The organism is Bradyrhizobium sp. Unk1 (assembly GCF_059512345.1).
On sequence record NZ_JCAMOP010000003.1, the window covers coordinates 98042 to 117475 of the forward strand.

Sequence of the window (19434 nt, forward strand, 5' to 3'; positions counted from 1 at the left end):
TCTGCGGACGGTGAGAAGCGCGTCGGGAGCACTGCAGTCAGACTCAATGGAAATTGAGACTGAATGCCACGAAGATTTGCACGGCGACGATAACGGTCTCGCTGCAACGCGGAATCAAAATGGCGCGTGGCTGATTTGCAGGCAGCAGGAGGGGCGTACAAAATTGCGAAAACAACCCCATGAACAGTAGAACGGCTCACCCCGGTCTGCTCCCGGCGACGCCGGGCAGACACTTGTTGCGTCGAGCAAAACGGCAAAGACGGCGATTACGAGGCGACGGGATAGGGTCCGTCGTCGAATACCGTGTCGTGATAGCCTTTCGACCCGATCTCGCGGGCCAGCATGCTGCGAAAATCCGTGCCCGCGCGCAGGCTGTTCAGGACATGCGCGAAGTCGAATTCGGGCCGCCAGCCTAGCTCGCGCCGCGCGCGGTCGTTGACATAGACGCGGTCGATCTCGGGGAATAGCCGCCATCCGCGCGCCGCATAGAGCTGCGCGCAGTCCGTGTAGAGCTCGCGCACGACACCGGCCGCGTCGCGCGCGAGCGCCGCGAGATGACGGGGCTCGAACGGGCTGGTGGCGGAGATGATGTAACGGGCAAAGCCGATCTTCGGCGCACGCTCGACGGCGAGCAGATGGGCGCTCACCGCGTCCGCTATATCCAGCCGTCTATAGAGCAGCTCGTTGGCCTGTGCGTTGTCCAGCGGGTAAGCCGAGCGCATCGCGGGATCGTCATCGTCCTCCGGAAAGAAGCGCGAGGTCCGCAAGACGACGACCGGTAACCCGCGCTCACGAAAGAACAGCTCGCACAGAGTCTCAGCCATCAGCTTGGTCGTGCCGTAGATGTTCTTCGGCACCGGCGCCAGATCCTCGGTGACCCACACCGCGGCCTGTCCGGCCTCGGGTCGAAGCTGGGAGCCGAATGCGCTGGTGGTGCTGGTGAAGACGAAGCTGCGCACGCCAGCGGCTACGGCTGCCTCGAGCAGATTGAGCGTGCCGGTGACGTTGGTGTCGACGAAATCTTGCTTGCCGTGGGTTGCCACATGCGGCTTGTGCAGCGTCGCGGTGTGGATGACGGCGGTGACGTCCTCCATCTGCCGCCGCGCGAAGTCCGGGTCGACGATCGAGCCGACGGCATCGGTGAGGGGCGATGGCTTCAGATCAAGCCCGCGTACGGGAGAACCGCGCCCCCGGAGCATACGGAGAACGGCCTCCCCGAGATGGCCCGCGCTGCCTGTGACCAGAATTGTCATTTGGGACCCAATACAGCCGCCAGCGGCGTGGAAAACCACGGCCTGACCCGGTTTGGCTGGATGCTTTGGGAAAAATTGGAGCGGGCGAAGGGGCTCGAACCCTCGACCCCGACCTTGGCAAGGTCGTGCTCTACCACTGAGCTACACCCGCATCCTGTGTCGGCCGCACGACGCGCCGGCAACGGCTGTCGTATGCCAAAAGCGGGCGGCGAATGCAACAGCTACCGGCAGCATAGATTCGGTTTCGAAGGCCCCATATGGACCCCGAACCCGACCAAATCGGCCAAAATCGCCTTCGAACTGCCGAATCGGCCGTCATGGATTGAAATTCGGCCGCCCCGGCCCAATTTTAGGGCCGACAGCGAAGCATATGAATTGGCGACGTGCTAAAGACCCGCCATTCCAGACATCAGACGAGGGGATCCCGTGACGATCATCGACCAAGGTAACGGAGCGGCGGGCCCGGCTGCGGCCGATCTGATCAAGGACACCACCACCCAGACCTTCGTGAAGGACGTCATCGAGGAATCGAAGCGCCAGCCGGTGCTGATCGACTTCTGGGCGGAGTGGTGCGGCCCCTGCAAGCAGCTCACGCCCGTGCTGGAAAAGGCGGTCAAGGCAGCCAAGGGCAAGGTCAAGCTGGTCAAGATGAACATCGACCAGCATCCGGCGATCCCGGGCCAGATGGGCATCCAGTCGATCCCGGCCGTGATCGCCTTCGTCAACGGCCAGCCGGCCGACGGCTTCATGGGCGCCGTGCCGGAGAGCCAGGTCAACGCCTTCATCGAAAAGGTGACCAAGGGCGTGACGGCGCCGGGCGAGCCCAATATCGCCGAGATCCTGCAAGAGGCCGAAGCGGTGCTCGCCGAGGGAGACGCCGCCGCCGCGGCGCAGATCTATGCCGAAGTGCTGCAGCACGATTCGACCAACATCGCGGCCCTTGCCGGACTCGCGAAATGCTACGCCGTCTCCGGCGCGATGGAGAAGGCCAAGCAGACGCTGGCCATGGTGCCGGAATCCAAGCGCAACGACCCCGCCGTGAAGGCCGTGCAGACCGCGATCGATCTCGCCGAGCAGGCGGAGCAGCTGGGGCCGGTGGCCGAGCTGGAACAGAAAGTCGCCGCAAACCCGCTCGATCATCAGGCTCGCTTCGACCTTGCGACCGCGCTGAATGCGCAGGGCAACCGGGCGGCGGCGACCGAGCAGTTGCTGGCGATCATCAAGCGCGACCGCAAGTGGAACGACGACGGCGCCCGCAAGCAGCTCGTGCAATTCTTCGAGGCCTGGGGTGGCACGGATGATGCTACCGTCGAGGGACGAAAGCGCTTGTCGACGATCCTGTTTTCGTAAGGGTTATTGTTGGAGCATGATCTTGTCGGAAAACCGCTTCACACTTTGCGCTGACGCGGTCCTCCGGATCATGCTCTAACGAGATCAGGGGGGACCAGATGCCGATCAACATCGAATATCGCGGCCCCGCCGACCTGCCGGAGATCATTCCGGTATTTCCGCTGCCGGGTGCGCTTTTGCTGCCGCGCGGCCAGATGCCGCTCAACATCTTCGAGCCGCGCTACCTTTCGATGGTCGACGATTCCTTGCGCGACGGCCATCGCCTGATCGGCATGATCCAGCCCGACGTCGCACACTCGCCGAAGAATTCCGACAGGCCGGCGCTGTTCCGCGTCGGCTGCGTCGGCCGCATCACCCAGCTCGCCGAATCCGGCGACGGCCGCTACATCCTCGAGCTCACCGGCGTCTCGCGCTTCAAGGTGGTCAAGGAGCTCGAAGTGCTGACCGCCTACCGCCAGTGCAAGGTGGACTTCTTCACCTTCGTCGACGACTTCACCGCGCGCATGGGCGAGGACGAGGTCGATCGCGAGGCGCTTCTGACCGTGCTGGCGGACTTCTTGAAGGCCAACAATCTCAAGGTCGACTGGGAAGGCGTCGAGAGCGCGCCCAACGAGGCGCTCGTCAACGCGCTGGCGATGATGTCGCCCTATGGCCCCGCCGAAAAGCAGGCCATGCTGGAGGCGCCGGATTTGAAGACGCGCGCCGAAATCCTGATCGCGGTGACCGAGATGGATCTCGCCAAGAAGCGCACCAGCGGCGATCCGCCGTTGCAGTGATCTCAGTTGTGATGCCGGATGCGCTTGCGTCCGGTGAACATCGCGCGGATCAGGTTCTCGCGCTGGAGAAGCCCCATCAGCACGACGCCCAGCACGTGTACCACGGCCAGCACGATGACGGCGTCGGATGCTATCGCGTGGGTGTCCTCGACCCACCACAGGCCGAAGAAGGTGACGGTCACCGACATGGCCCCCGTGATGGCCGAGACGGCGATCGCCAGCAGCAGCGCCACCAGCATCAAGGTGCCGGCTGGATTGAGGCCGATATAGCGGCCGGTCATGCCGCGGCGTAGATTCCAGAGATAGTGTGGCGCGGCCCGAAGCCGGACGCCGACCATGCGGAAGCGCGAATAGCGGCTTCCCCGAAAACCCCAGACCAGGCGGAAGGCGAGAAGCCCGAGCACCGTATAGCCGACGATGCGGTGAAGGGTATCGTAGACGGTGGGCGTGAACCACGCGGCCAAGATGCTGACCGCGAGGGCCCAGTGCCAGAGGCGTAGCGGGAGGTCCCAGACTGCGACCGTCCGCGAAGCCGTTCGATCCGCGGGGGTCCCGTCAGACACCCCGCGCGTTTCTGGCACCGCTTCGTCGATCAAGCCGTGACTATCCTCAAGCCTTGTTCAAGCCCTTGCTTGAATCCTTACTTGGCAACCGTCTTCTTCAGGCTAAGGTCTTCCGGGCTGTAGAACAGCTCGTAGAGCTTGCCTTCCTTGACGCCGTAGACCTCATAGCACGAGCCTTCGATCTTGGAGCGCCGCACTTCGTAACCCAGCGCCTTGGCCTTGGCTTCGGCTTCGGCGGCCGGCTTCCACGACGCCTTGTCGAGCTTGGTGCAATCCTTGAACCCGTCGGCCATGGCCGCCGAGCTCATACCCATGCCGACCGTCAGTGCAATTGCAACAACACGAATGACCTTCACGAACGTCTCCTCCTCTGTCGTGTGCGCGCGTGGCGCGAAGCGGGAGCGAGGGAAGCAAAGGCGATGATGAAGTCAATCCGGTTCGGGGCCTGACAGCTTTAGAGTTATTCTAACGGTCCGAAAAACATCAGTGCTCTCCGCGTGCAGCGTGCATTTGGACGGTCGCTGCGGCCTTACGCCTCACAGGTTCGATGGCGAGCAATTCCGATGCGCCGCACCTAGAGCCGTTCCCGTTCCGATGAAATCGGAACGGGGCTCTAGGTTTTCGTTTTGACGCGTTTTCTCGACGCGAACCGGTATCCACTTCGCTCGAAAACGCTCTAATAGCCGGCGACCGCCAGCACGACGACCGCGCTCAGCATCATCCAGCCGAAATGGCGTCCGCGCGTGGCCCAGGCGTTGGCGCAAGCGGAGAGGCCGAACACACAGGCCAGGGTCGCGACGATCCAGTGACGCGCCGTCTCCGAGCCCATCCACGGTGCCGCGATCAGAAGCACGCCGCCGCCGATCCAGGCGACTGTCGAGGCCTGCCAGACCAGGCGGATCAGGGTGCGCAGCCGTTCCGGCTCGATGGTCGCGCGCGGAAAGACCTTGGTCTCGCCGAGGAGGCCGTGAATGAGGGCCACGACAATGGTCAGGACGCCGGAGCACTGGAGCAAGAGATCACGCATCGAGGCCTCCATACATGTGTGTATGGTGAGATAGGCGCTGGCCCTCCGCCTGTCAATACACTAGTGTATGGTCGAACTTTCGGGAACTGACATGGCCGAGCAGCTCTCCGCCGACGACTGGATCAAGGAAGGCCTGAAGGCGCTCGCCAAAAACGGCTTCACGGCCCTGAAGGCCGATCCGCTGGCGAAAGCCATGGGCGTCTCGCGCGGCAGCTTCTATTGGCATTTTGCCGATCTCGGCGCGTTCCACGCCGAAGTCCTGAAGCGCTGGCGCGAGATCGCGGCCGAACAGATCATCGCCGACGTCGAGGCTGCCGGCGACGAGCCGCTGAAGGCGCTGCTGCGGAGATCCTTTGGCGCCCGGCTCGACCTGGAGCGCGCCGTGCGCAGCTGGGCGGCGTTCGATGCGGCCGCGCAAGGCGCGGTCCGCGCGATCGACCGCCGCAGGATCGACTATATCGAGACGCTGCTTGCGATGCGGGGGCTCGAGCCGGCGAAGGCACAGGCGCGCGCGCAGATCCTGTACTGGACATTCCTGGGCTTTGCCTTGTCGGGCACGCCGGTGCCGGCGGCGCGGCTCCAGGGCCTGCTCGACGAGATCATGCGGATCGTCTCTGCCTAAGTTCTTATTTTGACGCGTTTTCTTTATGCGAACCGGTACCCACTTCGCTCGAAAACGCTCTGGTGTCGCAATGGGCGACCGCGATTTTCTGTGCTAGAGGCAAGCGATCTTCGGAGACCCCAATGAACGCGCCCACCGAACGCCCCGAAACCAGCGTCGATCCCAAATTGCTGGAGATCCTGGTCTGCCCGCTGACCAAGGGTCCGCTGGAGTTCGATTCCGCAAAGCAGGAGCTGATCTCGCGCAGCGCCAAGCTCGCCTACCCGATCCGCGACGGCATCCCGATCATGCTGCCGGAAGAGGCGCGGAAGATCGATTGAGGATCTTGTAGCCCGGATGGAGCGCAGCGCAATCCGGGAGTCTCCAAGCCGACGCAGCAGTCCCGGATTACGCTTCGCTCCATCCCGGCTACGACATTGCGGCGCAAATCCTCGCTTACAGCGCCTCACCCTTCAGCAACCGCGGGATCTCACCGGTCAAGCCGGCGGCCTGGCGGATGAAGAGGTTCTTCAGCGGCGGAGCGCGGTCGACGAGGCCGAGGCCGATGTCGCGCACCGTGCGCAGCAGCGTCGACTGGTTGGAAAACAGGAAGTTCAGCGAGTTCGTGGCAACGCCCATCGCCATGGTGTCGAAGCGGCGCCAGCGCTGGTAACGTTCGAGCACGTCGACCCCGCCGAGATCCATGCCGAGCCGCGCGGCATCGACCACGACCTCGGCCAGTGCTGCGACATCCTTCAGCCCCATGTTGAGGCCCTGGCCCGCGATCGGGTGGATGACATGCGCGGAATCACCGACCAGCGCGAGACGCTCGGCGATGAAGGAACGCGCCACGAAATAGGACAGCGGGAACGCGCGCGGCTTGTCGAGCGCCTTGACCTCGCCGAGATGCAGGCCGAACCGGCGCTCGAGCTCGCCGTGGAACTCCTCGTCGCTCAAGGCGATGATGCGCGCGGCCTCGCTGCGGCGCTCGGTCCACACCAGCGAGGATCGTTTTCCCGACAGCGGCAGGATCGCGAAGGGACCCGCGGGCAGGAAGTGTTCCTCGGCGCGGCCGTCGTGATCGCGCTCATGGCCGACGGTGACGACGATGCCGGACTGATCGTACTCCCAGCCATGGGTGACGATGCCGGCGCGCTCGCGCAGTTTCGACCGCGCGCCATCGGCGGCGATCAGCAGGCTTGCCGCAATCACGCTGCCGTCGCCGAGCGTCACGTCGACGCCTTCCGGGCGCGCGTCATAGGACGCGACCGTCGTGGCGCGCAGATCGATGCCCTCGGCCTCGGCCCGCACCACCAGCGCGTCGATCAGGCGGCGGTTCTCGACCATATGCGCAAAGGGCTCGCCCGGCGCGACATCGCCGGCAAAGTTCAGAAAAACCGGACGGGTGGCGTCTTCCAGCTTTGAATCGGTGACGACCATGTCGAGGATCGGCTGCGCCTCGCCCCTGACGTCATCCCAGGCGCCGATTGCCTCGAACAGGCGGCGGCAGGCGGCCACGATCGCGGTCGCGCGCGGGTCGCGGCTCGGACGGGTCGCGAGCGCGGGGTCGGCGACGATGACGGGAATCTCGGGCCCGAGCCCCTGGCGCAACGCCAGGGCCAGCGCGAGGCCGGCAAACGCGCCGCCACCAATGACAATGCTACCCTGTACTGACATACCAAAATCCCGGCTAACTCTTGGTCTTGCTAGCAGACTTGAGCTGGGCGAAACAGTGCGGTGAAACAAGGGCGGAACGGCCCCAATGTGTCATTCCGGGGCGCCTCGCGGGAGCAAGGTCCGGAACGACGGCAAGAAAGTTCAATCCATGTCCAAAAGCTTGATCGACCTGATCTCGATCCTCGACCTCGAGCAGCTCGAGGTGAACCTGTTCCGCGGCAACAGCCCGAAGACGGGCTGGCAGCGGGTGTTCGGCGGTCAGGTGATCGGGCAGGCGATGGTTGCGGCCTGCCGCACGGTCGAGGGCCGGCTGCCGCATTCGCTGCATTGCTATTTCATCCTGCCGGGCGATCCGCAGATCCCGATCATCTACCAGGTCGAGCGCCTGCGCGACGGCAAGAGCTATTCGACCCGCCGCGTCACCGCGATCCAGCACGGCAACGCGATCTTCTCGATCATGGTGTCGTTCCACAACGACGAGGAGAGCGCGTTCGATCATCAGGACAAGATGCCCGACGTGCCGCCGCCGGAGAAGCTCACGGCGGAGGAGGTGGCGAAGCAGCCGATGTTCAAGGAGATGCCGGAATTCATCCGCCGCTACTACGAGTCCGATCGTCCGATCGAACTGCGCCCGGTCGAGCTCAGCCGTTATTTCGGCGAGAAGATCGACGACGGCCGTATTCACGTCTGGATCAGGACCGCGGCGAAGTTGCCCGACGATCCGGCGCTGCACATGTGCGCGCTCGCCTACGCCTCGGATTTTTCGCTGCTCGACGCGATCATGGCGCGCTACGGCCGCACGCTGTTCGACAAGCGCATGATGCCGGCAAGCCTCGACCACGCGATGTGGTTTCATCGCCCGTTCCGCGCCGACGAATGGCTGCTCTACGCGCAGGATTCGCCGAACGCACGAGGCGGCCGCGGCTTGACCCGCGGCTCGATCTTCAAGCCCGACGGCACGCTGGTGGCCTCCGTCGCGCAGGAAGGCTCGGTGCGCGAGCGGAAGGCCTAGAACCCAGGCGCGAGTTCATCGCGCCCGGGATTTGCGATCAAGCTCCGAGCGACCCGCGCGGAGCGAGCTCGGTCTGCGACGCGAACCAGTTCATGATCCAGCGATACACCCACGGAATCGGGATGATCAAGCTGGACAGGATCGCGGCGACGATGCCGCGCCAGAGAATCCCGAGACCGCTGCCCTTGAAGACGATCTCACGGCGCGTACCTTCGATGCTGCGGCAGAACCAGCGCATCTGAGCCGCGGCGACCCAGGCCCAGCCGATGATGGTGATGACGGAGATCGCGAACAGCAGGTTCCAGCCGATATAGGCCCAGACCGAGCCGGTGAAGCTGAGACCGAGCGGCTGCTCGTTGGAGGCGAGGTTTGCGACCATCCATTTGATCAGCAGCCAGTAGAGCACGATCTGCGCGATGAACAGCAGATTGCTCAGCAGCGCACTGCCGATGAAGCCGATCACGATCGCCAGAACGATGAATCCGAAGAACCAGGGCACCAGCGTCATCGCATTGCCGGTGAAGCTGAGATTGGGCCGCCCGGGCACCTTCACGCAGGACACGATCCATTTCGTGTACCAGACGAACACCCACGGGATCGGGATGATGAAGCACATGCCGATCAGCATCACGATGCTGCGCCAGGTGAACTCGAGGATGCCGAAATCGACCGCCAGCGCTCCTCCGCTGGCGCCGCCGCCACCAGCGTAGCCGGCGCCAGCGTAACCACCGCCACCCATCATCGGCGGTCCGCCGGCCGGCATCATCGGGGGCGCACCGCCGCCGCCGATCAGGCCGGGGATTTCGGCGGCCTTCTGCCAGCCGGCCATGCCCTCGGACCACACCAGCGTATCCGGGCGCACAATTCCCTGCGCGACCAGGTCGCGGAATTGCCCTTCCGGATAGGGCCCCTGCTGCTTGCCCTCGGATGCGTAGAACCAACTCGCCATAAAGCGTCCCCCTCAAACATACTTTGTACCGGCCGGGACGCTTCGGTTCACCGCATCCATGCCAAAAACGCATTGTGAAGGATGAACGGATGCCCTGTACAGAGGCGGCGGTTCACATGGCCAAACGTTTTTCCGCTTCAGTCTGCAAGTTTTTTATGCCATTTGCCCGGAAAGATGCCAGATTGACGCGGCGCCGGGGACATACGGCGCGGCGCATCCCCGGGGAATAGGCCTGACCATGAAACTCGTCGTCGCGATCATCAAACCCTTCAAGCTCGATGAAGTCCGCCAGGCGCTGACCGCGATCGGTGTCCACGGCATGACCGTGACCGAGGTGAAAGGCTACGGCCGCCAGAAGGGTCATACCGAGATCTATCGCGGCGCGGAGTATGTCGTGAACTTCCTGCCAAAGCTGCGGATCGAGATCGCGGTCGCCTCCGACGTCGCCGACAAGGCGGTCGCCGTGATCACCGCGACGGCGCGCACCGGCCAGATCGGCGACGGCAAGATCTTCGTCACGCCGATCGACCACGCGCTGCGCATCCGCACCGGCGAAACCGACAGCGACGCGCTTTAAGAAAACTTCTTCGATCGCACCGGGCAACGACGCCACAGCGTGCGACGCAATCACTATGCTTGGGGGAAATGACATGGCGGGATTGTTGCGCCGCGCGGCCGTTGTGGCTGCGCCGGCCGGATTTATGTCGATCATTGCCGCGCCTGCGCAGGCCGCGGGCTCCGAGATCAACACCGCCGACACCGCCTGGATGATCGTCGCCACCGCGCTGGTGCTGATGATGACGATCCCCGGCCTGGCGCTGTTCTATTCCGGCATGGTGCGCAAGAAGAACGTGCTCGCCACCATGGCGCAGAGCCTCGCCGCGGTGACGATGATCTCGATCCTCTGGGTGGCGTTCGGCTATTCGCTCTGCTTCGTCGGCGACGGGCCGTGGATCGGCACGCTCGACCGCTGGTTCCTCGCGGGGATGACGATGGACAGCGTCAATCCGGCGGCGAAGACGATCCCGGAAGCGCTGTTCATGCTGTACCAGATGACCTTTGCCATCATCACGGTGGCGCTGGTCGCGGGCTCGGTCGCCGACCGGATGCGATTCTCCGCCTATCTGGTGTTCTCGGTCGCCTGGTTCATCTTCGTCTACATTCCGTTGGCGCATTGGGTGTGGGGCGGCGGCTTCCTCGCCAGCATGGGCGTGCTGGATTTCGCCGGCGGCCTCGTCGTGCATCTGTCGGCCGGCACCGCCGGCCTCGTCGCCGCCAAGGTGATGGGCCGCCGCCACGGCTACGGCACCGAAAATCTGTCGCCGTTTGATCTGTCGCTCGCGGTGATGGGCACCGGCCTATTGTGGGTCGGCTGGTTCGGCTTCAACGGCGGCTCGGCGGGCGCGGCCAATTCGCGCGCGGTGCTGGCGATCATCGCGACGCATCTTGCGGCCTGCTCCGGCGCGCTGACCTGGGGCGCGATCGAATGGTCGACCCGGCGCAAGCCTTCGGTGCTCGGCATGATCTCCGGCGCTGTCGCCGGGCTCGGCACGATCACACCGGCCTCGGGCTTCGTCGCGCCCTGGCATGGCATCGTCATCGGCATCGTCGCCGGCGCGGTCTGCTACTGGGCCTGCACCTGGCTCAAGCACCGCTTCAACTATGACGACTCTCTCGACGTATTCGGCGTCCACGGCATCGGCGGCCTGACCGGCACGCTGCTGGCCGGCGTGTTCGCGACCAGCGCGATCGGCGGCACCGCCGGCCTGGTCGAGGGCCATCCGCAGCAATTGCTGATCCAGCTCTACGGGGTCGCCGTCACCTTCGTCTGGGCCGCCGGCGTGAGCTTCGTTCTGCTGAAGCTGGTCGCCCTGTTCGTGCCCTTGCGCGTATCCCGTGAGCACGAGCTGGAGGGACTGGACATTTCGCAGCACGGGGAAGCGCTTCAGTAATCGGGGCTTGCGCGACACATAAGTACATGCTTATGTGTTGGCATGATCGAAGCCGACATCTTCAAGGCGCTGGCTGACCCGACGCGCCGAAAGGTCTTTGAGAAGCTCGCTGGCGGAAGCCTGAATGCCAGCGCTTTGCGCGACGGTTTGGAGATCAGCCAGCCGGCGATGTCGCAGCATCTTTCGGTGCTGCGTGCGGCAGGCCTCGTGCGCGAACAGCGGCAGGGCCGCTTCGTGAATTACGAAGTCGATCCCGAAGGAATCGTGGCCATCGGGGCCTGGCTTGCGCGCTACCGTGCCTACTGGCCGAAGCGCATGGAAGCACTCGCCGATCTCCTCAAGGACATGGATCAATAAGGACTGGGATCAATGAGCGACGCCGCGAAGCCTGATCGTCCCGACGAAGCCCTGGTACTTGAATATGATTTCGATGCGCCGCCGGCAAAGGTCTGGCGCGCCGTGACCATTCCGGCCTTGCGCGAGCGCTGGCTGCCGGATTGCGACCTTGCGGGCGCCGAGCCGGAATCATCGATCCCGGGCGAAGAGGTGCGCTACCGGCTTCGCGATTCAGAGCCGCCGTTTCGCGAGAGCCACGTCATCTTCCGGATCGAGCCGAACGAGGACGGCGGCACCCGCTTCCGCATCATCCAGCAAGCCTGCGATATCGGCATAAAGCTGCCGCAGCCGGCCAACAGCAATTGCTGCTTGATGCGCGCGGCCGCCTAACACCAACAACACTTCATCATCTGCAGACATGGAGGTCGCCAATGCGCGACATGCTTCAGCTCGTCCCTATGGTTGTCGAACAATCCGCCCGCGGCGAGCGATCCTTCGACATCTATTCGCGGCTCCTGCGCGAGCGCATCATCTTCCTCAACGGCGAGGTCAATGATGCGATGTCCGGACTGGTCTGCGCGCAATTGTTGTTCCTGGAGGCGGAGAATCCGAACAGGCCGATCAATCTCTACATCAACTCCTATGGCGGCGTGGTCACCTCTGGTCTCGCCATGTACGACACCATGCAGTTCATCAAGGCGCCGGTTCATACGCTGTGCATGGGCACCGCGCGCTCGATGGGCTCGTTCCTGCTGATGGCCGGCGAGCCAGGTCACCGCGCCGCGCTGCCCAATGCGAGCCTTCACGTGCATCAGCCGCTCGGCGGCTTCCAGGGCCAGGCGTCCGACATCCTGATCCATGCCAACGAAATGCAGGAGACCAAGCGGCGCATCACCCGGCTCTACGCGCAGCATTGCGGGCGCACCGAGGCGGAGGTGGAACGGACCCTGGACCGCGACCACTTCATGACCGCGCAGCACGGGGTCGAATGGGGGTTGATCGACCGGGTCTTTGCGGAGCGCGAGGCCGCCTGACGGTCCAGGCCGGTTGCGCGCATCCCGTGAGCACGCCGAGGGCCGGTTCGATATTTCGTAGGGCGGCGGGGCCTTTGTCAGGCTTCTTCTGTAATTAAATACCTTCTTGCTGCCCGACACGTGAGCAGCAATTGTGTCGACAGCCTGTCGTGCCTGCTTTTTGATCAGGCGTGACCACGTTTTGAGCGCGACGTAATAGCGCACTGCACCGCAACACGCGGCAAACGCGAAAACACCCGTTTTCATAGTCCGTTAGGCAACGCGCCCGATCTGGCACGGCATTTGATTCTAAGGGTGCTGGCTGTGCCCGCGTAGTGAACTTCTCCCTCGTGGCGAACCAGTCGAGAAACGCCCGGCCATGTCCGGACCGGGCCCAAGCGGGGATAGGACCCATGAAAATTGTTATGGCGATTATCAAGCCATTCAAGCTGGAAGAAGTCCGTGACGCCCTGACCGCCATCGGCGTTCACGGTCTCACGGTGACGGAAGTCAAGGGATATGGCCGCCAGAAAGGCCATACGGAAATCTATCGCGGTGCTGAATATGCCGTGAGCTTCCTGCCCAAGATCAAGATCGAAGTCGCTGTCGCCTCCGACCAGGTCGACAAGACAATCGACGCCATCACGTCCGCCGCGAAAACCGGACAGATCGGCGACGGCAAGATCTTCGTCATCAACCTCGACCATGCGGTTCGCATCCGCACCGGCGAGGCCGATGCCGCGGCCCTTTGATTTCGCGCTCAACCTTTACCAATCAGGAGTGAATAAAATGACGTTTAAGCGTCCCTATGGCGCGGGATTGGCGGCTCTCGCAGTCGGCATGTTCGCTGCGACCGCGGCCTATGCCGAGCCAACGGTCAACAAGGGAGACAACGCCTGGATGCTGACATCGACAGTGCTCGTGCTGTTGATGACGATCCCCGGCCTCGCGCTGTTCTACGGCGGTCTCGTCCGTTCTAAAAACATGCTCTCGGTGCTGATGCAGGTGTTCTACACCGTCTGCGTCGTCACCGTGATCTGGGCCGTATACGGCTACAGCCTCGCCTTCACCGGCGGCTCCGACTTCATCGGCGGCTTCTCCAAGGCCTTCATGATGGGCGTCACCACCGACTCGAAGGCCGCGACCTTCTCGGTCGACGCCAACATCTCGGAGCTCATCTATATGTGCTTCCAGATGACCTTCGCGGCGATCACGCCCGCCCTCATCGTCGGCGCCTTCGCCGAGCGCATGAAGTTCGCGGCGATCGCTCTGTTCATCCCGCTCTGGGTCACGCTGATCTACTTCCCGATCGCGCACATGGTCTGGTACTGGCCCGGCCCGGACATGATCCAGGACGCTGCCAAGGCACTTGCTGCTGCTACTGATGCGGCTGCGAAGACCGCGGCGCAGGCCAAGCTCGACGAGATCAACGCCGACGCCGGCTGGATCTTCAAGAAGGGCGCGATCGACTTCGCCGGCGGCACCGTGGTGCACATCAACGCCGGCATCGCAGGTCTCGTCGGCGCTCTGCTGATCGGCAAGCGCGTCGGCTACGGCAAGGAGCTGATGGCCCCGCACTCGCTGACCATGTCGATGATCGGCGCCTCGCTGCTCTGGGTCGGCTGGTTCGGCTTCAACGCCGGCTCCAACCTCGAAGCCAACGGCGGCGCTGCCCTCGCCATGACCAACTCCTTCGTCGCCACCGCGGCCGCCGCGCTGTCGTGGATGTTCGCGGAGTGGATCGTGAAGGGTCACCCGTCGGTGCTCGGCGTCATCTCCGGCGCTGTCGCGGGCCTCGTGGCCGTCACGCCTGCCGCCGGCTTCGCCGGCGTGATGGGTGCGATCGTCCTCGGCCTCGTGGTCGGCGTGGTCTGCCTGTTCTTCTGCACCGTGGTGAAGAACGCGCTCGGCTACGATGACAGCCTCGATGTGTTCGGCGTGCACTGCATCGGCGGCATCGTCGGCGCCCTCGGCACCGGCATCCTCGTCAATCCGGCGCTGGGTGGTGCGGGCATCATCGACTACACCGCGATCCCGCCGAAGGTTGCCGATTACGACTTCGCGGCGCAGATGACCTCCCAGCTCTGGGGCGTCTGCACCACGCTGGTGTGGTCGGGCATCGGTTCGGCGATCCTCTACAAGGTCGTCGATGTGATCGTTGGCCTCCGCGCCAATGTCGAGACCGAGCGTGAAGGCCTCGACATCACCGAGCACACCGAGCGCGCCTACAACATGTAACTCTCCTCCCGGACGCGATCTCCTCGGGGATCGCGTCCACAACTACGGTTTGGGCACATACCCGGCAATGCCCAGACTGTTGAGGGGCTCCAGCGCAAGTTGGAGCCCCTTTCTTTTGGCCGTCTTTTGTTCTGCGCGACAAAGAAAAAGATTGCCATTCCAGATTGCCGGCGCAGAAATATCGACCACAACGAAAAACAAATCGGGAGGTCGTCATGCGTTTGGAAGGCGGATGTTATTGCGGCGAAGTGCGCTACGTGGCCGAGGGCGATCCGATGATGCAGGCCCAGTGTCATTGCCGCGAGTGCCAGTACATCTCGGGCGGCGCGCCCAACACCTTCATCGCGATGCCGGTGGCCGGCTTCAGCTACATCACCGGGCAGCCCAAGCAGTTCACGCGCAAGGACCTCGAACGCGCCGTCACGCGCGAATTCTGCGCCGAATGCGGCACCCATCTGGTGACCAAGGTTCCGGGACTGCCCGCGGCGATCCTGAAGGTCGGCACCCTGGACGAGCCAAAGCAGTTCCATCCGCAGATGGCGATCTACACCTGCGACAAGCAGGAGTTTCATGCGATCCCCGCGGGCATGGCGAGGTTCGAGAAGCTGCCGGGGCATTGAGCGCGCCCATCCCGAGAGACTCGTCATGCCCGGGCTCGTCCCGCCTGCGCGGCCGAAGCCCGCTTCGGCGAGGCGAAGGCCCGGGCATCCACGTTCTTGGGCGTGCCAGGAAGGCCGTGGATGGCCGGGACAAGCCCGGCCATGACGGGACCCGGGCCCGCCCCGTATCCGTCGTATCCGACCTCATTTTCCTCCTCCGGACGGGCCGGACCTCAAATCTGGGTCACGGAAATGACTCTTGATGGCGCGGAAAGCCGATGGTTAATCGCGTCTTAACCTCGCCCTATCTATGGTGAACTGAACCGCTTCCCGCCGGCGCCTTGGTGCGACCGGCTGTTCCAAGAGTGCTGGCGTCCAGAATGGCTATAACCGCTTCATCCCGTGCGCCGCAGGACAGTGGAAGCTCCGATAGCGAACGCTCGCCCTTCGTCCGGCTGAACGAGCTGCTGGCACCCCATCAGCCGGGTAAGCCCTTGATTACGCTTGCAGTCGGCGAGCCCCAGCATCCCGTGCCTGATTTCGTCGGCCCGGTGCTGGCCAAGCACATCGCCGATTTCGGCCGTTACCCCGCGAACAAGGGCACCGACCCGTTCCGCAAGGCAGCCGGCGCCTGGCTGTCGTCGCGCTTCAAGCTGCCGCGGCCGCTCGACCCCGAGAACGAGATTCTCGTCCTCAATGGCAGCCGCGAGGGGCTGTTCCTCGCCGCGATCGCGGCCGCGCGCTATGTCGGCCCGCGCCCCGGCAAACCCGCGATCCTGATGCCGAACCCGTTCTATCCGGTCTATGGCGCCGGCGCCCGCGCCGCGGCCTGCGAGCCGGTCTATCTGCCGACCACCGTCGAAAACGGCTTTCTGCCCGATCTCGATGCCATCGACGAAGCGACGCTGGCGCGCACGGTGGCGTTCTATCTGGCCTCGCCGGCCAATCCGCAGGGCTCGGTCGCCAAGCCCGACTATTTCAGGCGGTTGAAGCAGCTCGCCGACCGCTACGGCTTCGTGATCCTCAGCGACGAGTGCTATTCCGAGATCTACACCCGCGAGGCCCCGGGCAGCGCGCTCGAATGCGCCGGCCCTGACTTCACCCGCGTGGTTGCGTTCCAGTCGCTGTCGAAGCGCTCCAACCTGCCGGGTTTGCGCGTCGGTTTCGCCGCCGGCGACAAACGATTCATCGGCATGTTCCTCGAGCTGCGCAACATCGCGGCGCCGCAGGTGCCGGTGCCGCTCCAGCATGTCGCGACCGTTGCCTACGGCGACGAGGCGCATGTCGAGGAGAACCGCAGGCTCTACCGGATCAAGTTCGATCTCGCCGACCAGATCATCGGCGATCGTTACGGCTATCGCCGGCCTGACGCCGGCTTCTGCGTCTGGCTCAACACGTCCGCGCTCGGCGACGACGTGTCGATCACGCTCAGGCTCTTCAAGGAAGCAGGCGTACGCGTGGTGCCCGGCAGTTATCTGGCGCGGCTCCAGCCCGACGGCTTCAATCCGGGCGCAGGTTTCATTCGCCTTGCGCTGGTGCAGGATGGCGAGACCACGGCGCAGGCGCTGCACCGCCTGGTCGAGACTCTGGGTTAGGCGGGGCCCATGAGCATGTCGGCAATCGAACGTGTCATTCCACTGGTCGGCCATCTGCCACCGTCGATCCGCGAGGGGTTGGCGCGGCGTATGCGCGAGCTCACCGGTCTCGGCCTGATCGTGCTGTCCGGCGTCGCCTCGGCCGCGCTGATGACCTGGTCGGTGCAGGATCCAAGCCTCAGCCACGCGACCTCGCGGCCGATCCGCAACATTCTCGGCTATGCCGGCGCGATCGGCGCCGATCTTGCGATGCAGATCCTCGGGCTCGGCGCGATCATGCTGGTCCTGACGGTCGCGGTGTGGGGCTGGCGCATGATGACCCATCGCCCGTTCGACCGCGAGGCGCTGCGGCTCGGTTCCTGGATTCTCTGCACCGTGATCGCTGCGGGCTTCGTCAGCTGCTGGCCGCATGGCGGCGCCTGGCCGCTGCCGACCGGCCTCGGCGGCGTGGTCGGCGATGCGCTGGTACGCGCGCCCGCGGTGATTTTCGGACCGGCGGGCATGATCTATCGCATGGTGCTGGGCACGATCCTGTTCGCCGCGATGGGCGCGACCTTCCTGATCGCCTGTGGCCTTGGCGCGCGCGAACATGACGACGAGCTCACGGAGATCGAGGACGACGACAAGCCGCTCGACGAAGACGAGGAGAGCGATCGCGGCTCGGTCTCGCTGGGCTGGCTGTTCCACGCAGTGATGAGCACGAAGGCCCGGCTGATCTGGCTGCTCGGCACCGCTTACCGCTCGCTGGTCTCGAGCGGACCGAAGACCAAAGTCGTTGCGTTCAGCCGCCAGGAGCCGAATCTCGGCGGCGGCCGCGCCGCGCCGTCGATCTCGCCGCAGTCCGAAGACGAGATTGACGAGGACGAGCACGAAGAAGAGGAAGACGAGGAGGAGGAAGAGGAGGAGCCGGCCGCGCGTGCCCCGCGCAAGAAGGCTGCACCGAAGGCCGCTTCCAAGAAATCCTCCGACAAGTTCGAGCTTCCGTCCGTGTCCGTGCTGGCCGCGCCCAAGGCGGGCGATCGCCAGCCGCTCAGCAAGGCCGAGCTGGAAGCCAATTCGCGCGCGCTCGAAGGCGTGCTGCAGGATTTCGGCGTGCGCGGCGAGATCGTGAAGGCCAATCCGGGTCCCGTGGTCACGCTGTACGAGCTGGAGCCGGCGCCCGGCATCAAGTCGTCGCGCGTGATCGGGCTCGCCGACGATATCGCCCGCTCGATGAGCGCGCTGTCGGCGCGCGTCGCGGTCGTGCCGGGCCGTAACGCCATCGGTATCGAACTGCCGAACGCGCATCGCGAGAAGGTCTATTTGCGCGAACTGCTGATCGCAAAGGAAGCGACCGAAACGGTTGCAAAGCTGCCGCTCTGCCTCGGCAAGACCATCGGCGGCGACCCCGTGATCATCGACCTCGCGCGCACGCCGCACATGCTGATCGCCGGCACCACCGGCTCCGGCAAGTCGGTCGCCATCAACACCATGATCCTCAGCCTGGTCTACCGGCTGCGCCCGGACCAGTGCCGCCTGATCATGGTCGATCCGAAGATGCTCGAACTCTCCGTCTATGACGGCATTCCCCATCTGCTCACGCCCGTCGTGACCGACCCGAAGAAGGCGGTGGTCGCGCTGAAATGGGCCGTGCGCGAGATGGAAGAGCGCTACAAGAACATGGCCAAGCTCGGTGTGCGCAACATCGACGGTTACAATACGCGCCTGCTCGAGTTGAAAGCCAAGGGCGAGGAACCGACGCGCACGGTGCACACCGGCTTCGACAAGGAAACCGGCAAGGCGATCTACGAGGAAGAGAAGCTCTCGCTCGACCCGCTGCCCTACATCGTCATCATCGTCGACGAAATGGCCGACCTGATGATGGTCGCCGGCAAGGACATCGAAGGCGCGGTGCAGCGCCTCGCGCAGATGGCGCGCGCCGCCGGCCTGCATGTGATCCTCGCGACGCAACGCCCGTCGGTCGACGTCATCACCGGCACCATCAAGGCGAACTTCCCGACCCGCATCGCCTTCCAGGTGACGTCCAAGATCGACAGCCGCACCATCCTGGGCGAGATGGGCGCCGAGCAGCTGCTCGGGCAGGGCGACATGCTCTACATGGCGGGCGGCGGCCGCATCAGCCGCGTTCACGGACCTTTCGCGTCGGACGAGGAAGTCGAGAAGGTGGTGCGTCACCTCAAGACGCAGGGCCAGCCCGAATACCTCGAGGCCGTCACGGCCGAAGAGCCGACCGAGGACGAGGACGGTGGCGCCGTGTTCGACGCCAGCGGCATGGGCGCGGATGGCGGCGGCGATCTCTTCCAACAGGCCGTGGCCATCGTCAAACGCGACCGCAAGGCCTCGACCAGCTACATCCAGCGCCGGCTCCAGATCGGCTATAACCGCGCCGCGTCCTTGATGGAGCGCATGGAACTGGAAGGCATCGTCGGACCCGCCAACCACGCCGGAAAGCGCGAGATTCTGGTCGAGGAAGAAGACAGCCATATGTGAGGC

21 protein-coding genes and 1 tRNA gene are annotated in these 19434 nt (G+C 64.4%); 15 read left to right on the top strand and 7 right to left on the bottom strand.

Annotated elements, in window-relative coordinates; translation table 11 throughout:
- Positions 1 to 266: 266 nt before the first annotated feature.
- On the bottom strand, positions 267 to 1253 hold the full coding sequence (locus AC5ZFO_RS04630) for an NAD-dependent epimerase/dehydratase family protein (protein ID WP_496121531.1): 987 nt from the start codon (positions 1251 to 1253) through the stop codon (positions 267 to 269).
- Positions 1254 to 1329: 76 nt separating this feature from the next.
- Positions 1330 to 1404 (bottom strand) — tRNA-Gly (locus tag AC5ZFO_RS04635).
- A 275-nt stretch (positions 1405 to 1679) separates the two neighbouring features.
- On the opposite strand from AC5ZFO_RS04635, the gene trxA reads away from it, so the two are divergent.
- Together trxA and AC5ZFO_RS04645 are read left to right on the top strand one after the other, a co-directional pair.
- A complete protein-coding gene (gene trxA / locus AC5ZFO_RS04640; RefSeq protein WP_496121533.1) occupies positions 1680 to 2603 on the top strand; it encodes a thioredoxin in 924 nt (307 codons plus the stop codon).
- A gap of 98 nt (positions 2604 to 2701) precedes the next feature.
- Positions 2702 to 3379, top strand: coding sequence for an LON peptidase substrate-binding domain-containing protein (locus AC5ZFO_RS04645; RefSeq protein WP_282521772.1), 678 nt, complete (start codon positions 2702 to 2704; stop codon positions 3377 to 3379).
- A 2-nt stretch (positions 3380 to 3381) separates the two neighbouring features.
- On the opposite strand, the gene AC5ZFO_RS04650 is transcribed toward AC5ZFO_RS04645, so the two are convergent.
- The 3 genes from AC5ZFO_RS04650 to AC5ZFO_RS04660 form a co-directional block, all read right to left on the bottom strand.
- Complete coding sequence (locus tag AC5ZFO_RS04650) at positions 3382 to 3975, bottom strand: cytochrome b/b6 domain-containing protein (protein ID WP_282521771.1); 594 nt, start codon at positions 3973 to 3975, stop codon at positions 3382 to 3384.
- 44 nt (positions 3976 to 4019) lie between these two features.
- Positions 4020 to 4298, bottom strand: a complete 279-nt coding sequence (locus tag AC5ZFO_RS04655; RefSeq protein WP_028150199.1) for a PepSY domain-containing protein — start codon at positions 4296 to 4298, stop codon at positions 4020 to 4022.
- Between the two features lie 320 nt (positions 4299 to 4618).
- Entirely contained in the window at positions 4619 to 4969 is a 351-nt protein-coding gene (locus AC5ZFO_RS04660) for a hypothetical protein (protein WP_028150198.1), read from the bottom strand.
- 91 nt (positions 4970 to 5060) lie between these two features.
- Between AC5ZFO_RS04660 and AC5ZFO_RS04665 the strand changes: the two genes are divergently transcribed.
- Positions 5061 to 5591, top strand: a complete 531-nt coding sequence (locus AC5ZFO_RS04665; RefSeq protein ID WP_282521770.1) for a TetR/AcrR family transcriptional regulator — start codon at positions 5061 to 5063, stop codon at positions 5589 to 5591.
- A gap of 122 nt (positions 5592 to 5713) precedes the next feature.
- Positions 5714 to 5911, top strand: coding sequence for a Trm112 family protein (locus AC5ZFO_RS04670; RefSeq protein ID WP_011083431.1), 198 nt, complete (start codon positions 5714 to 5716; stop codon positions 5909 to 5911).
- A gap of 115 nt (positions 5912 to 6026) precedes the next feature.
- Here the strand turns inward: AC5ZFO_RS04670 and AC5ZFO_RS04675 are convergent, their stop codons facing one another.
- Positions 6027 to 7247 carry a ubiquinone biosynthesis hydroxylase gene (locus tag AC5ZFO_RS04675; protein ID WP_282521769.1) on the bottom strand — a complete coding sequence of 407 codons (1221 nt, stop codon included), beginning with the start codon at positions 7245 to 7247 and terminating at the stop codon, positions 6027 to 6029.
- 148 nt (positions 7248 to 7395) lie between these two features.
- On the opposite strand from AC5ZFO_RS04675, the gene tesB reads away from it, so the two are divergent.
- Positions 7396 to 8259 carry an acyl-CoA thioesterase II gene (gene tesB / locus AC5ZFO_RS04680; RefSeq protein WP_282521768.1) on the top strand — a complete coding sequence of 288 codons (864 nt, stop codon included), beginning with the start codon at positions 7396 to 7398 and terminating at the stop codon, positions 8257 to 8259.
- A gap of 37 nt (positions 8260 to 8296) precedes the next feature.
- Here tesB and AC5ZFO_RS04685 read toward each other — a convergent pair whose 3' ends face one another.
- Positions 8297 to 9208 (bottom strand): DUF4339 domain-containing protein, encoded by a 912-nt coding sequence (locus AC5ZFO_RS04685; RefSeq protein WP_282521767.1) that lies wholly within the window; start codon positions 9206 to 9208, stop codon positions 8297 to 8299.
- 238 nt (positions 9209 to 9446) lie between these two features.
- On the opposite strand from AC5ZFO_RS04685, the gene AC5ZFO_RS04690 reads away from it, so the two are divergent.
- The 10 genes from AC5ZFO_RS04690 (at position 9447) to AC5ZFO_RS04735 (ending at position 19431) form a co-directional block, all read left to right on the top strand.
- On the top strand, positions 9447 to 9785 hold the full coding sequence (locus AC5ZFO_RS04690; protein ID WP_008142802.1) for a P-II family nitrogen regulator: 339 nt from the start codon (positions 9447 to 9449) through the stop codon (positions 9783 to 9785).
- Between the two features lie 73 nt (positions 9786 to 9858).
- Entirely contained in the window at positions 9859 to 11160 is a 1302-nt protein-coding gene (locus AC5ZFO_RS04695; RefSeq protein WP_282521766.1) for an ammonium transporter, read from the top strand.
- Between the two features lie 42 nt (positions 11161 to 11202).
- Positions 11203 to 11517 carry an ArsR/SmtB family transcription factor gene (locus AC5ZFO_RS04700; RefSeq protein ID WP_282521765.1) on the top strand — a complete coding sequence of 105 codons (315 nt, stop codon included), beginning with the start codon at positions 11203 to 11205 and terminating at the stop codon, positions 11515 to 11517.
- A gap of 12 nt (positions 11518 to 11529) precedes the next feature.
- On the top strand, positions 11530 to 11886 hold the full coding sequence (locus AC5ZFO_RS04705) for an SRPBCC family protein (RefSeq protein WP_282521764.1): 357 nt from the start codon (positions 11530 to 11532) through the stop codon (positions 11884 to 11886).
- A 41-nt stretch (positions 11887 to 11927) separates the two neighbouring features.
- Positions 11928 to 12530 (top strand): ATP-dependent Clp protease proteolytic subunit, encoded by a 603-nt coding sequence (locus AC5ZFO_RS04710; protein WP_282521763.1) that lies wholly within the window; start codon positions 11928 to 11930, stop codon positions 12528 to 12530.
- 392 nt (positions 12531 to 12922) lie between these two features.
- Entirely contained in the window at positions 12923 to 13261 is a 339-nt protein-coding gene (locus tag AC5ZFO_RS04715) for a P-II family nitrogen regulator (protein WP_008142813.1), read from the top strand.
- Positions 13262 to 13298: 37 nt separating this feature from the next.
- Positions 13299 to 14747, top strand: coding sequence for an ammonium transporter (locus tag AC5ZFO_RS04720; RefSeq protein WP_028158681.1), 1449 nt, complete (start codon positions 13299 to 13301; stop codon positions 14745 to 14747).
- A gap of 215 nt (positions 14748 to 14962) precedes the next feature.
- Positions 14963 to 15367, top strand: coding sequence for a GFA family protein (locus tag AC5ZFO_RS04725; RefSeq protein ID WP_282521762.1), 405 nt, complete (start codon positions 14963 to 14965; stop codon positions 15365 to 15367).
- 359 nt (positions 15368 to 15726) lie between these two features.
- Complete coding sequence (locus AC5ZFO_RS04730) at positions 15727 to 16941, top strand: aminotransferase class I/II-fold pyridoxal phosphate-dependent enzyme (protein ID WP_282521761.1); 1215 nt, start codon at positions 15727 to 15729, stop codon at positions 16939 to 16941.
- Between the two features lie 9 nt (positions 16942 to 16950).
- Positions 16951 to 19431 (top strand): DNA translocase FtsK, encoded by a 2481-nt coding sequence (locus tag AC5ZFO_RS04735; protein ID WP_496121542.1) that lies wholly within the window; start codon positions 16951 to 16953, stop codon positions 19429 to 19431.
- Positions 19432 to 19434: the final 3 nt, after the last annotated feature.

What these genes read in the sequence shown, in the direction of transcription:
- AC5ZFO_RS04630 (WP_496121531.1), bottom strand. Translation starts at nt 1,253, where the DNA reads ATGACAATTCTGGTCACAGGCAGCGCGGGCCATCTCGGGGAGGCCGTT.
- AC5ZFO_RS04645 (WP_282521772.1), top strand. Translation starts at nt 2,702, where the DNA reads ATGCCGATCAACATCGAATATCGCGGCCCCGCCGACCTGCCGGAGATC.
- AC5ZFO_RS04660 (WP_028150198.1), bottom strand. Translation starts at nt 4,969, where the DNA reads ATGCGTGATCTCTTGCTCCAGTGCTCCGGCGTCCTGACCATTGTCGTG.
- AC5ZFO_RS04665 (WP_282521770.1), top strand. Translation starts at nt 5,061, where the DNA reads ATGGCCGAGCAGCTCTCCGCCGACGACTGGATCAAGGAAGGCCTGAAG.
- AC5ZFO_RS04670 (WP_011083431.1), top strand. Translation starts at nt 5,714, where the DNA reads ATGAACGCGCCCACCGAACGCCCCGAAACCAGCGTCGATCCCAAATTG.
- AC5ZFO_RS04675 (WP_282521769.1), bottom strand. Translation starts at nt 7,247, where the DNA reads ATGTCAGTACAGGGTAGCATTGTCATTGGTGGCGGCGCGTTTGCCGGC.
- tesB (WP_282521768.1), top strand. Translation starts at nt 7,396, where the DNA reads ATGTCCAAAAGCTTGATCGACCTGATCTCGATCCTCGACCTCGAGCAG.
- AC5ZFO_RS04685 (WP_282521767.1), bottom strand. Translation starts at nt 9,208, where the DNA reads ATGGCGAGTTGGTTCTACGCATCCGAGGGCAAGCAGCAGGGGCCCTAT.
- AC5ZFO_RS04690 (WP_008142802.1), top strand. Translation starts at nt 9,447, where the DNA reads ATGAAACTCGTCGTCGCGATCATCAAACCCTTCAAGCTCGATGAAGTC.
- AC5ZFO_RS04695 (WP_282521766.1), top strand. Translation starts at nt 9,859, where the DNA reads ATGGCGGGATTGTTGCGCCGCGCGGCCGTTGTGGCTGCGCCGGCCGGA.
- AC5ZFO_RS04700 (WP_282521765.1), top strand. Translation starts at nt 11,203, where the DNA reads ATGATCGAAGCCGACATCTTCAAGGCGCTGGCTGACCCGACGCGCCGA.
- AC5ZFO_RS04705 (WP_282521764.1), top strand. Translation starts at nt 11,530, where the DNA reads ATGAGCGACGCCGCGAAGCCTGATCGTCCCGACGAAGCCCTGGTACTT.
- AC5ZFO_RS04710 (WP_282521763.1), top strand. Translation starts at nt 11,928, where the DNA reads ATGCGCGACATGCTTCAGCTCGTCCCTATGGTTGTCGAACAATCCGCC.
- AC5ZFO_RS04715 (WP_008142813.1), top strand. Translation starts at nt 12,923, where the DNA reads ATGAAAATTGTTATGGCGATTATCAAGCCATTCAAGCTGGAAGAAGTC.
- AC5ZFO_RS04720 (WP_028158681.1), top strand. Translation starts at nt 13,299, where the DNA reads ATGACGTTTAAGCGTCCCTATGGCGCGGGATTGGCGGCTCTCGCAGTC.
- AC5ZFO_RS04725 (WP_282521762.1), top strand. Translation starts at nt 14,963, where the DNA reads ATGCGTTTGGAAGGCGGATGTTATTGCGGCGAAGTGCGCTACGTGGCC.
- AC5ZFO_RS04730 (WP_282521761.1), top strand. Translation starts at nt 15,727, where the DNA reads ATGGCTATAACCGCTTCATCCCGTGCGCCGCAGGACAGTGGAAGCTCC.
- AC5ZFO_RS04735 (WP_496121542.1), top strand. Translation starts at nt 16,951, where the DNA reads ATGAGCATGTCGGCAATCGAACGTGTCATTCCACTGGTCGGCCATCTG.